This window comes from Pseudomonas sp. I8001, assembly GCF_013385345.1.
Classification (GTDB): domain Bacteria; phylum Pseudomonadota; class Gammaproteobacteria; order Pseudomonadales; family Pseudomonadaceae; genus Aquipseudomonas.
In genome coordinates, this window is the sequence record NZ_JACAQC010000041.1 from 17,132 (window position 1) to 37,018 (window position 19,887).

The 19,887-nt window shown below is 62.6% G+C and carries 15 protein-coding genes; 2 read left to right on the forward strand and 13 right to left on the reverse strand.

Going from position 1 to position 19,887, the window contains the following annotated elements:
• Positions 1-10 precede the first annotated feature (10 nt).
• Positions 11-631 carry a glutathione S-transferase gene (locus HX839_RS25060; protein WP_177067859.1) on the forward strand — a complete coding sequence of 207 codons (621 nt, stop codon included), beginning with the start codon at positions 11-13 and terminating at the stop codon, positions 629-631.
• Positions 632-795: 164 nt separating this feature from the next.
• Positions 796-1,377, forward strand: coding sequence for a DUF4174 domain-containing protein (locus tag HX839_RS25065; RefSeq protein WP_003208227.1), 582 nt, complete (start codon positions 796-798; stop codon positions 1,375-1,377).
• Between the two features lie 113 nt (positions 1,378-1,490).
• Here HX839_RS25065 and HX839_RS25070 read toward each other — a convergent pair whose 3' ends face one another.
• The 13 genes from HX839_RS25070 to HX839_RS25130 all read right to left on the reverse strand — a co-directional run bounded on the left by HX839_RS25070 (position 1,491) and on the right by HX839_RS25130 (position 19,788).
• Positions 1,491-2,555 (reverse strand): acyltransferase family protein, encoded by a 1,065-nt coding sequence (locus HX839_RS25070; RefSeq protein WP_168197518.1) that lies wholly within the window; start codon positions 2,553-2,555, stop codon positions 1,491-1,493.
• Positions 2,556-2,570: 15 nt separating this feature from the next.
• Complete coding sequence (gene murJ / locus HX839_RS25075) at positions 2,571-3,986, reverse strand: murein biosynthesis integral membrane protein MurJ (protein WP_177067860.1); 1,416 nt, start codon at positions 3,984-3,986, stop codon at positions 2,571-2,573.
• Positions 3,987-3,988: 2 nt separating this feature from the next.
• A complete protein-coding gene (locus HX839_RS25080; protein ID WP_043225192.1) occupies positions 3,989-5,416 on the reverse strand; it encodes an O-antigen ligase in 1,428 nt (475 codons plus the stop codon).
• Positions 5,417-5,418: 2 nt separating this feature from the next.
• Positions 5,419-6,522, reverse strand: a complete 1,104-nt coding sequence (locus tag HX839_RS25085) for a glycosyltransferase family 1 protein (RefSeq protein WP_008434566.1) — start codon at positions 6,520-6,522, stop codon at positions 5,419-5,421.
• Positions 6,513-7,730 (reverse strand): glycosyltransferase family 4 protein, encoded by a 1,218-nt coding sequence (locus HX839_RS25090; RefSeq protein WP_177067861.1) that lies wholly within the window; start codon positions 7,728-7,730, stop codon positions 6,513-6,515. Before HX839_RS25090 ends, HX839_RS25085 begins: the two co-directional genes overlap by 10 nt.
• An 8-nt stretch (positions 7,731-7,738) precedes the next feature.
• A complete protein-coding gene (locus HX839_RS25095) occupies positions 7,739-9,067 on the reverse strand; it encodes a cellulase family glycosylhydrolase (RefSeq protein WP_008434562.1) in 1,329 nt (442 codons plus the stop codon).
• Positions 9,057-10,247 carry a glycosyltransferase gene (locus tag HX839_RS25100; protein WP_003208215.1) on the reverse strand — a complete coding sequence of 397 codons (1,191 nt, stop codon included), beginning with the start codon at positions 10,245-10,247 and terminating at the stop codon, positions 9,057-9,059. The genes HX839_RS25095 and HX839_RS25100 overlap by 11 nt, the downstream gene beginning before the upstream one ends.
• Positions 10,247-12,238: an exopolysaccharide transport family protein gene (locus HX839_RS25105; RefSeq protein WP_003208213.1), complete on the reverse strand. Its 1,992-nt coding sequence runs from the start codon at positions 12,236-12,238 to the stop codon at positions 10,247-10,249. The genes HX839_RS25100 and HX839_RS25105 overlap by 1 nt, the downstream gene beginning before the upstream one ends.
• A 14-nt stretch (positions 12,239-12,252) precedes the next feature.
• Complete coding sequence (locus HX839_RS25110) at positions 12,253-13,017, reverse strand: polysaccharide biosynthesis/export family protein (RefSeq protein ID WP_003208211.1); 765 nt, start codon at positions 13,015-13,017, stop codon at positions 12,253-12,255.
• Positions 13,018-13,046: 29 nt separating this feature from the next.
• Entirely contained in the window at positions 13,047-13,958 is a 912-nt protein-coding gene (locus HX839_RS25115) for a glycosyltransferase family 2 protein (RefSeq protein WP_003208209.1), read from the reverse strand.
• Positions 13,958-15,418, reverse strand: coding sequence for a mannose-1-phosphate guanylyltransferase/mannose-6-phosphate isomerase (locus HX839_RS25120; RefSeq protein ID WP_177067862.1), 1,461 nt, complete (start codon positions 15,416-15,418; stop codon positions 13,958-13,960). The genes HX839_RS25115 and HX839_RS25120 overlap by 1 nt, the downstream gene beginning before the upstream one ends.
• On the reverse strand, positions 15,418-16,857 hold the full coding sequence (locus HX839_RS25125; protein WP_003208206.1) for an undecaprenyl-phosphate glucose phosphotransferase: 1,440 nt from the start codon (positions 16,855-16,857) through the stop codon (positions 15,418-15,420). The genes HX839_RS25120 and HX839_RS25125 overlap by 1 nt, the downstream gene beginning before the upstream one ends.
• Before the next feature lie 444 nt (positions 16,858-17,301).
• A complete protein-coding gene (locus HX839_RS25130) occupies positions 17,302-19,788 on the reverse strand; it encodes a TonB-dependent receptor (protein WP_177067863.1) in 2,487 nt (828 codons plus the stop codon).
• Between the last annotated feature and the right edge of the window lie 99 nt (positions 19,789-19,887).

The window sequence follows — 19,887 nt, forward strand, 5'->3', positions numbered from 1 at the left end:
GCTTGGCACTGTGTACACCCTTTACGGAACCCCCGGCACCGGCTCGTGCATCATCGAAATTGCCCTGCAGCGTTGCGGTGTCGAGTGGTGCCAGGTCGACGCCTGCTCCTGGGAAGACCGCGTGGGCAACGAGGCGTTGGCGCGGATCAACCCGCTCAAGCAAATCCCTACCCTGCAACTGCCCAATGGCAGCGTGTTGACGGAAAGCGCGGCGATCCTGATTCACCTGGGCCTGCAGTTTCCCGCCTCAGGGCTGCTGCCCGAGGAGCCCGCCCAAGTCATTCGCGGCCTGGTGTACATCGCCGCCAACTGTTACTCGGCGATTGGCATCATCGACTATCCGGAACGCTGGACCGACAGCCCCGATGCGCAGCAGCATGAACAGTTGATCAGCGGCACCCGTCGCCGCCTGCGTAGGGCCTGGGAGGTGTTTGCCGATCAATTTGCCGAGCAACTGTTCACCCCGGCGCAGGTTCCGAATGCACTGGCGATCATGGCTGCGGCGGTGTCGCGTTGGGCAGGCGGGCGGGACGCGCTGCAACAGTCGCGGCCTGAGTTTGCCCGGGTGCTGGCGCAGGTGGATGCCCACCCAAACGTAGCGCCGGTATTTGCCCGGCATTGGCCGTCGTGAGCATCCGCAATCAAAAGAAACAATGAGGCGTAAGGTGGCTAAACGCCTTGCGTCGCGGGCGTCCTGACCTACGCTTTCTGAAGTTGTTGTAGGAATCATCCTTGAATTTGACTGTCGCAGACATGAAACTCAAGAACCCTGCATGGAATTCAAAGGAGGTGTGCATGCTCATCCGGTCGCTGACCCTGGCTACCCTGATGGCTTTTACGGGGCCGCTGTTGGCCGCGGATGATCTCAATCCGCTCAAGCAGGACCTGGGCAAGTCCCGTCCGTTGGTGGTGGTGGAGCTCGACTCCGGCAACCCGACGTTGGCCACCCTCAAGAAACAGCTGGACGAGCCTGCCAACAAGCAGTCCTTTGAAGAGCGCAACATGGTGCTGTACACCGTGTCCTTTGGCAGCATCGGCGCTGAAGGCGAGAAGTTCGCCAAGGACGCGAAGGACAACAAGAAGCTCGCACCGCCTGAAACCAACGCGCTGATCCGCGCACTCAAGCTGGGTGCCGGCAGTGGCACCAAAGTGATTCTGGTGGGCAAGGACGGCGAGAAAAAACTCGAGAAGACCGTGCCACCCGACACCCTCAGCCTGGCGGATTTCTTCAGCGCGATTGATCAGATGCCCCAGGCTGAAAAGGACCTTGCCGCGCCGGCCGAACCTGAGCCCGCTGCCCCTGCAGCAGGCAAGCCTGGAGCCAAGGCGGGCAAAAACACCAAGCATCCAGCGCCACAACCGGCACTGGATGATTGAGCGTTTTTCTGTAGGAGCTGGCTTGCCTGCGATAGCATCACCTCGGTAATTCAGGCACACCGCGGTGATGCCATCGCAGCCTCGCTAAAGCTCGACAGCTCCCACATCACGCCTCAAGCTCCAGGCTTTTCACCGGCCACCGCCGGTGCCTTGCGTATCGGGAAGGGGAAGTAGAAAAACCGCAGGAACGCTACCCGCTTGATCACTTCGCCGATCATCAACGGCACCACCACCGCCACCACCAGCCCGATGCTCGCCGACAGCAGCGGATGCAGCCCGAACCGTTCCATCAAGTCCACCGTCTTGTGTTGAATTTCCCCGTGGAAGATCAACAGAATCAACGTCGACTGCCCGATGTACGTCATCGCCCGCGTCAGCAGCCCCGAGACCATCATCACCCCGGCCAGGGCCCAGCATACATATACGCCGATCACCGCCAGCAAACTGGTCCACAGCCAGTGGTCGTAACGCCGCTGTGCCAGGTCCATGGTGTCCCAGCTGTAGATGAACACCACCGCAAACAACGCCATGGCGCCCAGTAGCGTCAGCAACGAACTCTGGTGGCGACGCAGCACGTCCCGCAGCAAGTAACCAAAGATAAAATAGGTACTGCTGATCAACGTCACATCAATGCTGAACGGCAGCCCCGGCATCGTCCAGGTCTGCCCGCCGACGGTCACCGGCACCTGCCAGAACCACGGCAGGGTCCAGATCCCGAGCATCAATTGCAGGGTGATCACCACGCAGCTCATGGCCAGCGACAAGCCCAGGCGCTGCATCAGCCGCAACATCACCCAGCCGAACAGAATCGCCACCCAGAAGTGCGGCAGGAACCACAGCGCCTGCCATGGAATGGTGTCCACCGAGGCATACAGCACGCCGCCGATGTCCGGCAGCAGTGCCTGGCCGCGCAGCAGGTCGCGGATCAGGATGTACACCAGCATGGTGAAGAAGAACGGCTTGAGCAGTGCATCGGCCTTGCGCACCGCCATCTCGACAAAGGGTTGTTCAGGCTTGAAGAACACCCCGGAGAGAAAGAAGAACAACGGCAGGATAAATACCGCCAGCAGCGGGTACAGCAAGTCCAGGGAACTGGCGACAAACCAGCTGTGCCCGAACACGATGATCAGGATGCCAATGCCCTTGGCAATATCCATTTGAATCCAGCGTTTTTTCACCTGACTGCTCCCACTCTATAAATCTGCCTTGCGCCACGGCTTGAGCCACAGGCCCATGCCCAGCAACACCACGGCCCCCGCCAGGGTGCTCAACCCCAGCTGAAGCCAGATACCTTGGATCCTGAACAACACCAACGCCGCCAGGCCCATCATCAATGCACTCAACACCCAGTGCCGCTTCCAGGGCAGGGCGCCGAGCAAGTCCTGGTGCTGCATCAACAGCAACGCGGTGCACAACACCCCGGCGAGGGCGGCCAGCGGAATGCCCGCCAGGCCAAACACAAACGGCAGCGCAGCCAGCAGCAGCACGTTCACCAGGCTGCCCAGCAACTCGCAACGCAGCGGCTGGCGGGTGTCGCCGGCGGCATAGGCATAACGCGCCAGCAGGGCGTTCCAGGCGCCGAACACCAGCGGCACGGCAAACCAGGCCAGCAACAGCGGCAACGGCGAATCCACCGACTGCTTGGGCAGCAGCAACGCCACCAGGCTCGGCGCCGCCGCCACCAGGCCGACGCCTGCGGGCAAGGTCAGCAGGCTGGCGGTTTCCAGGCCACGCTTGAGCAGGGCCAGGCGCTCGTCGCCCTGGCGCCGGCTCATCATGCCCAGCAGCACCTGGTTGAGGCTCATCAGGGCAATCAACGGCAAGTTCATCAGCTTGCGGGCCAGGTTGACCCAGGTCACCGCACCTTCACCCAGCAAGGACGCCACCAGCCGTTCAATCAGCGCCAAACCCTGGCTGGCACCGTTGCTTAAAAGCAGCGGGCCTATGCGAGCGCCCAGCTCGCGCAATTCCAATGTCGAAGCCCGCAGCCGCCACGGCCGCCAGCCCAGGCGCAGCATCGATGGCAACAGCGCCAGGGGCATCAGCAGGCTGCCGGTGAGGCAGGCCAGCGCCAGCGAGTGCGGTTGCGTGGCGGTGCCGGCGAGGGCGAGGTAGGTCACCGGCGGCAGGTTGAACAGCAACGAGCCGAGCCCCGCGACCACAAAGCGCTCGCTGGCCTGCAGCGGAATACTGAACAGCGCATGCAGCATCAGCCCCGGCACACTCCAGGCGAGAATCTGCAAGTTGCTGCTGGCGAGGCTGGTGGCCGTCGCCGCCAGCCCCGGGCCGAGCAGCTGCACCAGCCATGGCGCCAGCAATGTCAGCAGCAGGCTGGTCACCAGGGCGATCAGCAACAGCGCCGGGAACAACACCGCCAGCCAGTCCAGGCGCTCGCCGTCCTTGCGTTGCAGGTACAGCGGCAGGGCGGCGGCACTCAGCACACCCCCGGCCAGGGACATGCGCAACGCTTCGGGCAAGAACAGCGCGATCAGGAACGCATCGCTGCGCTCGCCCGCACCCCACGCCGCCACCAGCAACCACTCACGGGCAAACCCGAGGCACAACCCCAGCAAGGTCGCCAGGGTCAACCAGAACGCCGATCCGAGCATGCCTAGGGCCCGACGCTATTGAACACAGGCTTGCGATGCGCCACGGTCTTGACCTTTGGCAGACGCGCCGGAAACAGCCGCCGCGCCTCCAGCACGTTGATCCCCACCATCAGCCAGAACAGCGCAATCATCACCAGGGCGAAGCTGAAGTAGTGGTCGAAAAAGCCGCTGACCAGCGCCGACAGAATCCCCGCCGTGCTGCCCAGCCAGATCGCATTGTCCTTGGTCAGGCGGATCGGGCCGATTTCCGGACGGGACTCGCGCCACCAGCGCCAGGTCACCGCGATAAACAGCAGCATGCTGATCACCCCGGTCTTGTAGACGAAATTCAGCCACAGGTTGGAAATCCCCAGCAGGTGCGTACCCGGCACCGGAGGGTCAACCTTGAAGCCAATGCCCAGCGGGTAACTGGCCACGGCCTGGGGGAACATGCGGTATTCGTCAAAGCGCACTTCGGTACTCGCGTTCTGCGCCGAAAAGATTGTCGCCAGACGTTCCTGCAACGGTGGGTACGACAGCACCAGCGCCACGGCCAACGCCACGCCGATCATCAGCAAACGCCCGGTGTACGGCACCCGGCGCGACGCCATCCAGATCAGCACCAGCGCCAGGCTGACCATCGCCCCCCGGCTGCTGGCCAACAGCAGGGCCGCCGCACCCAGGCAGGCAACGCCCAGGCCGAGACCGCGTTTCCAGCCGGTGTTGGTGATGCCGTAGCAGAACGCCAATGGCAGCAGCAGCGCCATGATCCCGCCGGTGGCATTCGGGTGCATCCATGGCGAACCCATCCGCGAGGCCATGGCACCCAGGCCCAAGGACAAGGTGTCGAGGCTGCCGTAGTTCATCAGGGTCAGGATCGGCAACATGCCCGACGCCGAGCGCGAGCGGATAAATACGCCGATGGACATCACCAGCATCGCCAGTGTGCCCAGCAACAAGGCGATCACCAGGGCTTCGCGGTTCTTCTGTTCAACCAGCAGCTTGGCGGCGAGGAACAGCACCGACAGGTTCAGCAGCCAACGCAACCAGTTCGCCACGCCGCTGGCCTCGGCGGTAATGCTCACCTGGCCGACGATAAACGGCACCACTGTGAAGATCATCAGCCACATCAACATGCGGTCGGTAGGGCGCCGCGACAGCGGTGGGGCGGCCGGCAGGCGCGAGAGGAAACCGTGCCAGATCACCGCCGCCCAGGTCAGGGCGATCAGCGCCTCACTGACCGTACTGCGAATCCCCAGGTTGAGGGTGGAGTAGGGCATGAACGTCGCCACCAGGGCGAACAGCAGCAGTCCCCAGAACGGGAACCGCAGAATCGTCACGGCAGCGGCCAGGCCGATCACTGCCAGCACGGCCTTGACCGGGGAAAGAAACAGGATCAACCCACCAAACAGCAGGCCGAAGACGATGGCGACGAGGCTACCCAGTGAGATTCTCAATTCAATTCCTCGATCAGTTCGGCCAGGCGCCGACGGTAGGCCTGGTGGTTGAAGCGTTCGGCCCAGCTGCGTAACTGTTCAGGTGGTTGTTCGACGGGTTGGTCGGCCAGGTGCAGCATCAACTGCACCAGCGCCGCGCCGTCCGTGGGTGAAAACCGCGGTGCCAGCGGCGGGGTGATTTCGTCCAGCGAGGTACCGCTGGCCACCGCCACCGGAGTGCCGACGCTCAGGGCTTCGATCACCGGCAAGCCAAAGCCTTCCGCGTAGGAAGGCTGCCACAGGCGCAAGGCCTTGCGGTAGAGCCCGTGCAATTCAGCGTCGGATACGCCGCTCAAGGCGCGTATCCCCGGGTAGTTGCGTTGTGCTTCGGGCAAATGCTCCAGGCTGCCCACCAGCACCAGTTCCGGCACGCTCGGCGACTGGCTGCGCGCTTGCTGCCAGGCGTCCACCAGGAACGGCACGTTCTTGCGCAATTCCCGGGTACCCACCAGCAGCCAGTAGCGCTCGGGCAGTTGCCGGGCCGAGAGGTCCGCCGGCAGTCCGACAAAACCGACCACTTGGTTGGGCAGCACGCGAATCTTGCCTGCCGCCTTGGGAAACAGCCGCGCGGTTTCGTCGGCACTGTACTGCGAAGGCGTCCACACCCGGTCTGCCGTGTGCACCGCATAGGTGATCGACAGCCGATCACTGGCCTTGTAGATCAGCGCCTTCAGGCGGTTGGCGTGATAGTTGTCCAGCGTGATCTGAAACAGGTCATGCAGCAGCACCACGGTGCGCAGGCCCTGCGGCTTGGGCGGCAGCGGCAGGCCCATATTGAAGGTGCTGATGTACACATCGATGTGCTCATTGCGCAGCGCCTTGGGCAGGTAGCCCGCCTCGAAACGCAGGCGCTGGTGCGGCTGGTGCATGGCGGTCTTGGCGCAGCCCCAGTCCGGGCAATGCACGTTCAGGCGCAGCTCATCCCCCAGCGGCGCGACGCTGAAGCGTTCGAGCTCGATGCCGGGCAGGGTGCGCAGGGCATCTTCCAGGGCGTACACCTGGCGACTGATGCCTGATTGCGGCGAGGTGCCGACGGTGCGGTAATCGAGGCCTATGCGCATGCCGGCTCCTTTTGGCTCTGGGGCGACAGTTGCGCGTACACCTGCTCCAGCTGGCTGGCGGCGACGCTCCAGTCATGGGCACGGCGCACATAGGCGCGACCGGCTTCGCCCATGGGAGCAGCGACTTCAGGCTGTTGCAGCAGGCGCACCACGGCGTCGGCCAGGCTTTCAGCGGTCTGGCCGCCGAGGTAATCCAGGCCTTCCACCAGGTCCAGGCCGGACACGCCCTGGTCGGTACTCGCCAGCGGCAGGCCGGCGGCCAGGGCTTCGAGCACCTTGAGCTTGGAGCCGCCGCCATGGCGCAACGGCGCCAGAAACACCGAGCAACTCGATTGCAGGGCCAGCAGGTTGGGGACAAAACCCTGCCATTCGATGCGTCCGTCCTTCCAGCGTTCGCGCCAGCTTTCCGGCATGCCGAAACCGCAGACGCTCATGCGTGCGTCGGGGCAGCGGGCCCACACTTTCGGCAGGATCTCATCCAGTGCCCACTCGATGGCATCGACGTTGGGCGCGTATTCGTAGTTGCCCAGAAACAGCACGCGGCGGGTCGTCGGGTCGGGTCGGGCAGCAGCGAAGTGCGCGCAATCCACCCCGTTGACCACCACCGGTACCGGCTTGCCGGCAATCTGCGCCAGGGTCTGGGCGTCGGCGTCGGTCACGGCGACCACTTGCGCGGCCTGGCGCATCACCCGGTGTTCCCAGCGGCCGTAGCGCCATTGATCGTAGCGTATGAACGGCAACGCCCAGCCGGGCAGGCGGTCGTAAGTCGCGGCGCCGAGGGACGATTCGACATTGTGCTCGGTCAGCACAAACGGCTGGGAGCGACGGGCCAATGCAGCTTCGTAAGGCTGGAAGGTGTAGGTATGTTCGATCTGCACCACGTCCCAATGCTCGGTCAGCAAGCGCTCGAAGGTGTCCTGCAGTTCACCCGACAGGCCATTCACACTGGCCAGCAACGGGTACGGCGCAAACAGCCCGGCCAGCAGGGTCTTCAGGCTGCGCAGCGGGCGGCGGGGGAGGATGATCACCTGTTCCAGAAAGGCTTCCAGCACCTGGCGATCCGTCAGCGATACCGCATGTTTGTCATGCAGCAGCAAGGTGATCCGATGCCCGCGCGCAGCCAGGCTGCGCAGCAAATGAAACTGGCGCGTCTTGCCGCCGCTGGTAGCGGGCCAAGGCGAGTAGGGCAGGATCCAGAGGATGCGCATGGGTGGCTTCAATCCCATAACAGAATTTGCAGGTTCGGCTTGACCGGTACGTCCAGTCCATTGGTGCCACTCAAGGGTGTTTCGGTGCCGCGCAACGGGTCATACAAGGTGGCGGTGGTCATGCCCGGCAAGTGCGCGCTGCCGCCACGGGCCGACCAGAAAAACCACACCTTGCGCCCGTCGGCACGGGACCAGCCGATGCTGAACAGGCCATCGGGCAACTGATCGGCGGTGGGTGGGTCGCCGGGGGTCAATTTGGGCCCGCTCACCTGCAGGAAATTCTGCAGCGCGGTGTACGACGGCTTGGGGTTGGCGTCGATGTCGAGCAAGCCATAACTCTGGTCGCGCACGCTGGCGCGCTGGTCCAGGTCGCTCAGGGTGAACAGGAAGATCTTGTCGAAATCCAGCGCGCTCATCAGCGCGACGCGGCGCACGATGTAGTCGGCCTGGCCCTGGGTGGTGATGAAGTCCTGCACCTCTTTCGGGCCTTTGTAGGTCGACCAGCCCCACTCGGTGCTCCACAGGGTATTCACCCCGGCCGCCCGCAGTTTCTGGTTGAGGGCGCTGGTTTTTTCGACAAAGTCGAGGTTCGACGGCGTGTTGCCTTCGGGCAATTGGGTGTAGGGGTGATAGGACATGATGGTATTCAGGCTCGGCACGCCCAGTTGCAGCAGCCCGTCGAGCATGTTCTGGCCGTTGGGCATTTCGCTGAAGAATGCCATGCCGGCGGCCACCACCGGTTTGTTCGGGTTCACCACCCGCAACGCGGCGGCGGTGACTTGCAACAGGTTCGCATAGCCGGCCGGGTCGGCGGCGGGGCGCCAGAACCCCAGCAGGTTCGGTTCGTTCCACACCTGCCACGCGTCCACGCTGGGGTAACGCTGTTCCAGCAATGCCATGCGGTTGGCGAAGATATTCGGGTCCTTGGGCGGGAACTGGTCCTGGTACGGCGAGGAGGCGGGCGCGGTGGTGGCGAACTTCGCCGAGCCCACCAGGTAGAACACCGACTTGATCTGGTTCTGCTGCAGCTTGTTCACCAGTTCGTCGAGGGTCGCGACGTTGTACTGGTTCTCGGCGGTTTCCAGCTGGTCCCAGTGCAGGTCCAGGCGCACCCACTCCAGGCCCAGGGCCTTGAGGCGGTCGATCTGCTTCTGATAACGCTCGGGGCTGAACCACAGGAACTGCGCGTTCACCCCCAGGAAGTCCTTCCACACGACCTCTTTGCTGCCCTTGAGCACATGGCTCTCGGCATCGGCCGGGCGGCCCCAGAGAAAGGCGGTCAAACCCAGCGCAGCGACGACTGCGAGGGTAGCGAGGTAAGTCCGTTTACGCGCCATGGTTGCCTCCTGCAACGGTTTGCTCAAACAGGCTCGCGAACTTCTGCGCGGTCACTGGCCACAACCGTTCGCGGCCTATGGCGGCGGCGCGTGCGGCCCAGTCCGTGGCCATGTGCGGGTTGCGTGCGAGCCGCAGCAGTTGTTCGCTCAAGGCGGCTACATCGCCTTGTGGATAGATGGCGCCATTGCCGCTGGCGACTTCCTCGGCAAACGCCCTGGCATCGGAGGTGATCGCGCCGCGCCCGCAGGCGGCAGCCCAGGACAATGCGCCGCTGGTGCCGCGCTGGCGGCCCAGCAGGCCGAGCTTTTTCGATTCGCGATACGGCAGCACCATCACATGGTGCGCCTGGATCGTCTGCGGGATCTCGCTGGCCGGCAAATTCAGCCGCCAGTCGATGGAGCCTGCCAGGCCGAGTTCGGCAATCTGGCTGTTCAACTGCTCCAGGTAATTGCCGCCTGTGCCAAACGCCATTTCGGCGGCAGTGCCACCGGCCAGGGTCAGGCGCACACGGTCACGCAATTCGGGGGCTTTTTCGAAGGCGGCGGCCAGGGCCTGCAACAGGTCTTCGATGCCTTTGCCACGGTAGATAAAACCGAAATACAACAGGTGCAGCGTGTCCAGCGGCGGCAAGGCCACCGGCGGGATATCCAGGTTGGCGTGGTTGATCACCGCCACCTTGCCGGCGGGCAATTGCATGCGCGCCGTCAGGCAGTCGGCGCCCAGGCGGGTGAGGGTCACCAGCCGGGTCAGGCCCTGGGCGACGTGACGTTCTTCGCGCAGGGTCAAGGGATCGGCCAGCACCACTGCCGCCTGGGGCAATGGGCTGGGCAAGGATTCCAGCAGGTTCAGCGGAAAGGGCAATTGCTCGCGCCGCCAGACCATGCGTTCCGGGTCATGCACCGTGGCGGTCAACGGCAGGGCGGGGTAGGCCTTGCGCAATTCGCGCAGGGCCAGGAACTCCCCCAGCCGCCCGCCGCCCAGCTCGGCGTGGACCAGGTCAACACCCTGCCAGTCGAAACCGGCAATGGCTTGCTTGATCGCCGCCGTGCTGCCGACCACGCCCGTCAAGGGCGTAGCCACCTCGACGCCCAGTTGCTCCAGTGCCGTCTTGAAGTGGTTCGCGTAGTCGGCGATCCCGTTCTTTTCCGGCGGCAGGGGAGCGAGCAGGGCGATGCGCATCAGAACGAACCCCGGTATTTGGCGATGGTTTTCAGCACCTTGACCGGTACCTCGAACTTGCGGCGGTTGATGATAATGCCATCGACCTTGCCGAACGCCGTGGTGAGGATCGACAGTGCGTGTTCCACCACCGGTACCGTGCTTTTTTGCGCTTCCACGACCAGCGCAATCAGGTCGGCACGGCGCAGGTTGATGAACGCATCACGATTGTCCAGCAGCGCCGAAGCATCCAGCAGTACCACCTGGCCCGGAATCGCCGGCTCAACCCCGCCGATCCGCACCCGCACGCCGTTCTCTTCCAGCAACTGGCGCAACTGCTCGACGATAAAGCTCACGCCTTCACCGTGCCGTGCCGAGGTCAGCCCCAGGGTCAGGCCCTGTTCGGCAATACGCTCCAGCGGCAGCAACCCATACAGGCGATAGATGCTCGCGTTGAAGGCGTTGGTGCTTTGCGCGGTGCTGGTGTCCAGCTCCGGCAGCGTGGTCCACAGCGGCAGGCCGAATTTGCCTTCCACCAGGCCGCCGTCGTGGATCCGTTGATCCAGCAGGTAGCACAGGTAGATCACCAGCAGGCCGACCACGATGGAGAACGGGATCGCCAGCAACAGCATCAGCAGGGTTTTCGGGAAGACGCGCCCAGGGTTCAGGGTAGCTTCTTCGATCACCGCGATGTTACTGATCTGGCTCTTGTCCAGTTCACGGTCGATCCGCGATTTTTCCAGGCTGTCGACATACAGCGCGTAGTTTTTCTCGGTGCCGTTCAACTCACGGGCCAGGCGCGCCAGTTCCGGCTCGATGGCCAGGGCGTCCTTGCGCTGGGCTTCCAGTTCAGTCAGTTGCTTCTGCTGTTGCACCAACTGTGTACGCAGCGACTGGTTGCGGCTGGTCTCATCCAGCAGTACCCGTTGCAGGTGGATTTCCAGGGTGTTCGGCGCGCGGTTCTCGGAGCTTTGCACCGTGTCGCTTTCACCGGCGACCTGGGCCTGCATGGCACGGATCGAAGCGTCCAGGGCTTTGACCGGCGGCGCGTTATCCGTATAGGTACGCATCATGTCGGCTTTTTCCAGGAGCTTCTGGTTCAGCAGGCGACGCAAGTCTTGTTGCTGCGGGTTCAACGCGATCTGGCGAACCGTGGTCACCTCTTTGGGCTGGCCCTTGAGTTGGTCACGGGTGCTCTGCAACGCCACGTCGGAGGAAGCGATCAGCCGAGTGGAGTTGAACACCTCGCCACGCAGCACGTTGATCCGCTCGGACAAGTCTTCCAGGCGATCGGTGATGCTCGAGGCGCCGATGTCGTTCAAGTGCGCGAGGATCTGCTCCTTGTAGCTCTTGATCTGCGCAGCGCTGGAAGACACCTGGCCTTCATAGAACGCATACAGGCTCTTGCGGCCCAACGCCTGGGTGCGCTCGTCGATGTAGGTCTCGACCCAATCCTTGACCACCGCCTGGGCGATTTGCGGGTCATCCCAGCGGAAGCTGATGTCCATCACCGTAGAGCCGATGGCGTGGGTCACTTCGAAGTTTTTCTCCAGGCTTTTCGCCAGGCGTTCCACCGGGGTGGTTTCTTCGACGATGCCAACGGTTTCCAGCACCACTCGCACACCGTCAAACACGGCACTGATGCCTTTCTTGACGTACCACTTGGTGCGCTTCCACACGCCTTCCGGCGGCTGCATCTTGTCCATCACGTCGAGGTAATGCTCGGCCACTGCACGCACGATAGGGCGGCCGGTCAGCAGGCGTTCTTCGTCGACAATCGGGTCGCGCTGGGTACTCGGCATGACGATTGGCTGACGGTTGTCGACCTCGATCGGCATCGTCGAGTCACGCCCTGGTTTTACCAGCAATCGCGCGGTGGATTCATACTTGGCCGGCAGCAGGAACGCCCCCAGCAAAATGATCACCAGCGCGGCAATCGCCGCCAGTTTGAACTCGTGCTTGAAGATGAAGAACAGACGCAGAAGATCACGAAAAGAACGGATCTCGATCATGGGATGTCGCTCCTTTAGTGGTTCGTGGTGTAGCTGTAGCCCACACCAATGGATTTGGTGAAGGGAATCAGCTGGTTCAGGTAAGTGTCCACGCCCTGGATCCGTTCGCCGACGTTGGACTTGGGTACAAACACCACGTCACCGCGTTGCAGCGCCACGGGCTTGCGGCCCAGTGCGCCGTTCTTCAGGTACTGGCTGAAATCGAGGAAGTAGGCGTGGTAGACGCCTTGGCCATCTTCACGCAGCAGGGCGACCATGCTCGCGTTGCCCACCGAGCTCACGCCGCCGGCACCGAGAATCGCCTGCTCCATGGTCGGGGCCGTGGCGATGGAGATAGCCGACGGGTTTAATACCGCGCCGCCGACGATCACCGTGTTGCCCGGCGCCTGGTTGATGTTCACCGTCACCCGAGGCTCGCGATACACCGGTGCGAGTTTCTGGCTCAGCTCGGCGGCGACTTCCGCCGGCGTGCGCCGCGCCACCTGGATCGGCCCCAGGAAGGGATAGTTGATCTTGCCGTCGTTCTGCACGGTGTACAGCGTCAGCTCGTAAATCGTGCTGACGTTGAACGCCGACAGGGTTGGCATTTCCCCGGCATCGCGGACAATCCGCAACTGGTCGCCGATGCGGATCCGCTCCACCGCCGGTGGCAGTTGGGCCATGCGATCGAGGGCCTGCTTGCCCTCGTCCACCGTCTTGCCATCGGGCGCGACGATCCGCGCGGGCGTATTGCAGGCGGCCAATGCCATCATGGCCAGGACGAGCAAGGTTCGTTTCATCAAAGGGGTCTTCCTGTAGGTCATGATGCTCACCTCCAATAACCGGGGAACATGCTGATGCGCCGCTTGAGGGCGAGGGGGAGCTGGCGCTCCAGATGGCCCAGCCGGTAGCCGAGCAATTTGAACGCGCTGCGCACCAGTACTTCGGGTACGCGGTGCAATGCACCGGCTTCGCGTAACGCTCGAAGCTCGGCCAGTACATAGCGTTTACCTTCACCGCCGGCATCGCCAAAAGCCTGGCGGATCCACGGCTCGCGGCCGTAGAAAACGCCAATGTCGAAGTAGCGGTGAAACTCATCCATGAGACGGTAATCGTGGGAGTGATAGACCAGGGCGGTGGCGGCGTAGCGCACCTTGTAGCCTTCCAGCAGCATGCGGGCGGCGACGTAGGCGTCCTCGCTGCCGATCACATCCGCGGGGAAGCCACCGACGGCTTGCAGGGCGCTGCGCCGGTACACCGAAAACGAATCCGAGCTGAAGCAGGTCTTGATCCCCAGCTCCGGCGCATCAGCCAGGCTTTTGCTGCGGCTTTGCGGCGGGTAATTGAAGTGGCGTGACTGGGCGCCCAGCACGCCGGCATCCGGGTGCGGCAACTGGCGGCCGTAAGCGACGCCGTTGAGCGGGTCCAGTTCCAGTTCGCCCACCAGGTTGGCGAACGTCTCGGGTTCGGCGGGGATCGCGTCCTGGGTCATCACGATCAGCGCGTCGCCGTCGACTTGCTCGCTGGCCCAGCGGCGGGTGCCGCCATGGTTGAAGTCCTTGGCATCGATCACTTCGACCCGTACGCCGAACTCGCGAAAACGCGCCACGGTGTCATCGCTGGAAGCGCTGTCGACCACCAGGGTTTCGTCCGGTTGCAGGGTTTGCATGCGCAGCGCCGGCAGCAGCCGGTCGAGGTGGCTGGAAGCGTTGCGGGTCGGGATGATCAGGGCGGTACGCATCACTTCTTCACTTCGGCCGGAGCCCGGCCGTAGATGTCGTCAAAACGCACAATGTCGTCTTCGCCCAGGTACTCGCCGCTCTGCACCTCGATCATCACCAGGTCGATGATGCCGGGGTTGGTCAGGCGGTGCTTGTGCCCGGCCGGAATGTAGGTGGACTCGTTGGCGTTGATCAGGAATTCACGGTCGCCGTTGGTAATCATCGCCGCGCCGCTGACCACCACCCAGTGCTCGCTGCGGTGATGGTGCATTTGCAGGGACAAGGAGGCCTGGGGCTTGACCACGATGCGCTTGATCTTGAAGCGGCTGCTTTCTTCCAGCACGGTGTAGGTGCCCCACGGCCGGGTGACAGTGCGGTGCAGGCTGAATGCCGGATGGTCCTGGCGCTTGAGCTCGGCGACGATGTAGCGCACGTCCTGGCTGCGCTTGGCGTCGGCAATCAGGATCGCATCCGGGGTGTCGACGACGATCAGGTCGTGCACGCCCACTGCGCCCAACACGCGCTTGGGCGAGTCGATGTAGCAGTTGTGCACGTCATGCAGGATCGCCTGGCCATTGACCTGGTTGCCGTTGGCGTCGCTGGGGGTGAGTTGGCGCACCGCGTCCCAGGAACCGATATCACTCCAGCCGATGTCGCAGGGCACCACCGCCACTTGCGCGGATTTTTCCATCAGCGCCACGTCGATCGAGATGTCGGGCGCCGCGCCGAAACCTTCAGCGTTCAGCTCGCGCTGACGGCAACTGTTGTTGTTCAGGCTGTGGCCGTGCTCGAGGGCGGCCTTGGCGGCGTCCAGCACGGCGGGTGCGTGCAGCGCCAGCTCCTCCAGCAATGTACCGGCCTTGAAGCAGAACATCCCGGCATTCCACAGGTGCTTGCCGCCGTCCAGATAGCCCTGGGCGGTGGCCAGGTCGGGCTTCTCGACGAAGCGCTTGACCCGGAACCCCTGGCCCAGCGCCTCGCCTTGTTCGATATAGCCGAAGCCGGTTTCCGGGTGGTCGGGCTGGATGCCGAACGTCACCAGGTAGCCGGCTTCCGCCAGTTCGCGGGCCTGGGTGACGGCATCGGCGAAGGCGCTTTCATCAAGAATCAGATGGTCGGCAGGCAGGATCAGCAACTGCGCCTCGCTGCCGAAGTTTTCCTGTACATGCAGGGCGGCCACGGCGATGGCGGCGGCGGTGTTGCGCCCGAACGGCTCAAGCAACAGGTCAAGGGCCAGATGGGCCTTGTTGACCACGCGGTAGTCATCGAGGGTGCGAAACAGCAGGTCGCGGTTGGTCACCGTCAGCACGCTTTCCACGCCCGGCAGGTGACTGGCCCGCAGGAACGTCTTCTGCAGCAGGCTCTGGTCATCACGCATGCGCATGAAAGGCTTGGGCATGTTCTGCCGCGACACCGGCCACAGCCGGGTGCCCGAACCACCGGAAATGATGCAGGGAATCAAGCCGTTGAGGGTGTTCATCAATAGACTTCCTTGGTCGAAAGGACGGCCGGGACCGTCATGAAAACGATGTACAAGTCGAACCACACCGACCACTTCGAGATGTACTCCAGGTCGTACTCAACGCGTTTCTGGATTTTGAACAGGGTGTCGGTTTCACCACGATAGCCGTTGATTTGCGCCCAGCCAGTGATGCCCGGTTTTACCCGGTGGCGCGAGCTGTACTCGCTCACGGCAACTTCGTAGGGCACGCCGGCGGCCTTGGTCGCGGTGGCATGCGGGCGCGGGCCGACCATCGACATGTTGCCCAGCAGCACGTTGAACAGCTGCGGCAGCTCATCGATGCTGGTCTTGCGAATGATCCGGCCCACGCGGGTGATGCGCGGGTCGCCGCGGGTGGTCTGGCGGTCGGCGTTGAAGTCGCTCATCTCGGCGTACATCGAGCGGAACTTGAACACCCGGATCACGTTGTCGTTGTAGCCAAACCGGTTCTGGCGAAACAGCACCGGGCCCTTGGAGTCGAGCTTGATGGCAATCGCCGTGATCAGCATGATCGGCGACAGTGCCACCAGGCCCAGGGTTGCCAGGATCAGGTCTTCACAGCGCTTGATAAACGGCGACCAGCCCCGCAGCGGCACGTGGGAGGTGTTGAACATCAGGATGCCGCCCACATCGGTGATACGGCTGTGGCCATAGCGCAGGGCCGCCATGTCGGGCACCAGCATGACGTTGACCGACATCTGCCGCAGGCGCTTCACCAGCCCGTTGATCCGCTGTTCGGCGGCCCAGGGCAGGGTGATCATCACCTGGTTGACCTGCTCGGAGCGGATCAGCTTTTCCAGGTCGCGTGTGTTGCCCAGCAGCGGCAGGTTGCTCAGTTCCTTGGGGATGCGCTCGGTGCGGTCGTCGATAAAACCGATCAGTCCGGAACGGATATCGCCGTTGCGCTGCAAGTGGTCGGCCACGTGCACGGCGGTGTCGGTGAAGCCGAGGATCACCGTGCGTTGCAGGTATTTGCCGCTGGCCATCAGGTTGCGGAACAGGCGCAGCATCACGATCCGCTCCAGCCCGAACAACGCCAGGCTGGTGATAAACCAGAACGCCAGGTTGCGCGGGCTCAACTGCGGGAACATCAGCAGAATCTGGTACATGAACAGCAGGATGCAAAAGGCCGCGGACCAGGCCACCAGCATGGTGCGAAACCGCAGGCGGTTGCTGAACAGCTCCTCGGAGTAAACCCCCATGGCCTGGAACAGAATGATCGTCAGGATCGCGAAAAACAGCAGCAAGCCGAGAAAGTGGGCGCGCAGTTCGGGGGCCATCGGGTCTGGATAAAACAGCAGGATCAGTGCTGGAAAAACGGCGGTGAGGCCGTGCATCAATTTTACGAAAACAACAAAGAACTCAATGAAACCGGCCCGGGTCAAAAACAGGCTGTCGACTGACGACTTCTCGCGCATAAAAACATCCCTCATTGCACACCAGGGCTTCCTTGTTCGGCTGCTCATCCATAAAGGCAGGGCTTGCTTTATAAGTGGCGCCAGACGAACGGTTACTTCGCTGGGTAATACGCAATTACCTATCTATCTGCAGGGAATTTGCGGGGTAATGGCTAAATGATGGTTCCCTTTTCGTCGCTCGTCAAGGTTTTGACTTTTTTATAAGACCTTCGGTCTAGACACGTCAGGTGCTCTTCCGCGTGACAGTTTGTTGACTGTCTTGGTCGGATTTCCGGGTTTTCCCGGAACAAAATGCTGGCGTTTTGGAGTGTAGGAACAAATTTAGGAAATTTCCTGCGACTGAGGAAAACCTTTTTTTGACGGAGGTCGGATGCGGGGTTTTTCGGGGACAAGCGATGAGTGGTGAGGACGTGAGTCCGTCACCACATTGAGGCGGTACTAACCTTAAAAATTGCCTTTCAAACTGACAGTGAAGTTGCGCGGTTCGCCGTAGAAATTACCCCAGTCGGCCGTTCCCACCGTCTGATAGTAATTTTTGTCGAAGAGATTGTTACCGTTCAGCGCCACCGTCCATGTGTCATCAACCCGGTACGCCAACCGCGCATTCCATACCGCATAACCGGCTTGTTCCAGTTTGATGCCTTGAATTCGGTAGTTGCTGCTCTGGGCGTTGACGCCGGTGCCGACGCTCCATTTCGACAGTGTGCCGTCCAACTGATAATCGCCCCACAAGCGCAGCATGTGTCGCGGCACGTAGCTGTTTGCGACCGCGCCAATGGCGGCGCTGTTGATGTTGTTGAGATTCTTGGTCTGGGTGTAGGTGTAGCCGCCCGCCACTTGCAAGCGTTCCAGCAACTCGCCACTCAACTCGGCTTCGACACCTTGTGCGCGAACCTTGCCAGTGTCGGTGTAGCAATAGCCGTCTGCCGAGGTACCGCATTGGGTGGTGTAGTCGGTTTCGGCGGCGTTTTTCTCGATAGCGCGGAACAATGCCAGCGAGCTGTTGAGGCGCCCCTCAAACCATTCGCCCTTGATGCCCAGCTCGTAGTTTTCGCCGATTTTGGGCTTGAGGGCAGCGCCGGTCACCGTGGCGTTGGAGCTTTGTGGCTGGAAGATATCGGCGTAGCTGGCGTACACCGAAAGGTTGTCGTCGAGCTCATAGATCACCGCGGCGAACGGCGTGACTTCACCGGTTTCCTTGGTGCGTGCATCCTGCAGGGCCCATTCGCCCCAGGCGAGGTTATTCGACTGGCGGCGGTTTTCGAACCAACTGACGCGACTGCCGAGCACCACCATCAATGGCTCGGCCAGCCTCAGGCGCAAAGTGGCGTAGGTACCGTACTGGGTGGCGGTTTCCTTGACGGTGCCGCCCCGGTACATGTTGGGCCAGAAGGTATCGTTGGCGGGCTGCGGGAAGTGGTGGTTGGGCAGGAAGATACTTTGCCGGTCGGGCAGGCTCCGGATCGCGTAGACATCGTCCTGGGTGCCACGGCTGCCATTGGCGCCGATGATGAGTTCATGCTGCAAACCGAACGCTTCGAACTTACCGTCCAGGTAGGCATCCAGTCCGAAATCCCGGTGGTCGTAGTCAAACAGCGCGGCGTACATCTCGGCGGTTGGCGCCGGATCACCGTACTTCACGGTGCCTTGGCTGGCGGCGTATTTGATGTCTTGCAGGTTGCGGCTGTTCACCGCCGTGACCTTGAGTTGCCAGTCGTCGTTGAAGTGGTGGGTGAGGTCGGCAAACAGCGTAGTGCGTTGGCTCTGCCAGTCGTTCCAGGCCTGGCCCAGGCAGGTGGATCGGCTCAGGCCGATGCTCTTGCCGTCGCTGTAGCGCGGCACACCGCCCCAGCAGGGCGTTGCATCGACATCTTCGTAGCTGGCACCGATGCCCAGGGTGGTGTCGGGCGAGAGGTCAACATCCAGTGCGAGGTAAACAGCTTGGTCCTGGCGCTTGGAGACGTCCATGTACGAGCCACGGTTCTGTTGGCTGACCACGGCGCGGCCGCGTACGGTGCCGCTGTCATTGAGCGGGCCGCCGGTATCGACGTCGGCGCGGTAGTTGTCCCAGGTGCCGGCAGACAGCGACAGGCTGGTGGTGGGTTTGTCTTGTGGCCGCTTGCGCACGAAGTTCACCGCACCACTGGCGGTGCCGGCGCCCTTTAGCATGCCGGCCGCACCCTTGAGCACTTCCACCCGGTCATAGATCGCCATGTTGGCGGTGAAGCTGTCGGCCTGTACGTAGTCTTTGCCGATGTCCAACGGCACACCGTCGAACTGGTATTGGCCGAGCATCTTGAAACCACGGGAATAGAAATACTTGCCACCCATAGGTGAGTCGTAGGTGGTGATGCCCGGGGTGTGTTCCAGTAATTGATCGATGGTGGTGATGTTCTGGTCGTCGATCAGCTTGCGGGTCATGACGCTGACCGATTGCGGTGTTTCCCGCAGGCTGTGGGCGCCCTTGCCGATGGTCACTGCGCCGGTGGTGTAGGAACCGCTGCCGTCAGTGGTGACGCCGAGGTGTTCGCCGGTCACGGTGGTGGCACCCAGGTTCAGCGCGCCGGTGTCCGCGACTTGCGGCAACAGCAGCCAGGTGTTGTTGCTCTGGCGTTGGGCTTGCAAGCCCTGGCCCTGGATCAATTGGCTCAAGGCCTGTTGGCTGTCCAGTGCGCCGTTGAGGCCGGGGCTGGTCTTGCCGGCGACGCTGGTGGCGTCATAGGACAGGCTGATACTCGCCTGGCGCGCAAACTGGTCGAGCACCGTGGCCAATGGGCCGGGTGCAATGTTCCAGTCACGGGCCTGGGTGTCGCTGACAGGCGTTTGCGCCATGACCGCCAGGGGCAGGGCGCTGCCGTTCAGGCAGGCACCGAGCAGGGCGGCGTGCACCGCATGCTTGAGGGGAGAACGCTTGGAGGGGAACGCTTGCATGACCGCGGAATGCTCCTGAAGGAAGTGGACAGAATCGGCCTGTTGATCGGCCTTTCCTTACAGGTCGAGCGAAGATGAGAATTCACCTCATTTATTTTC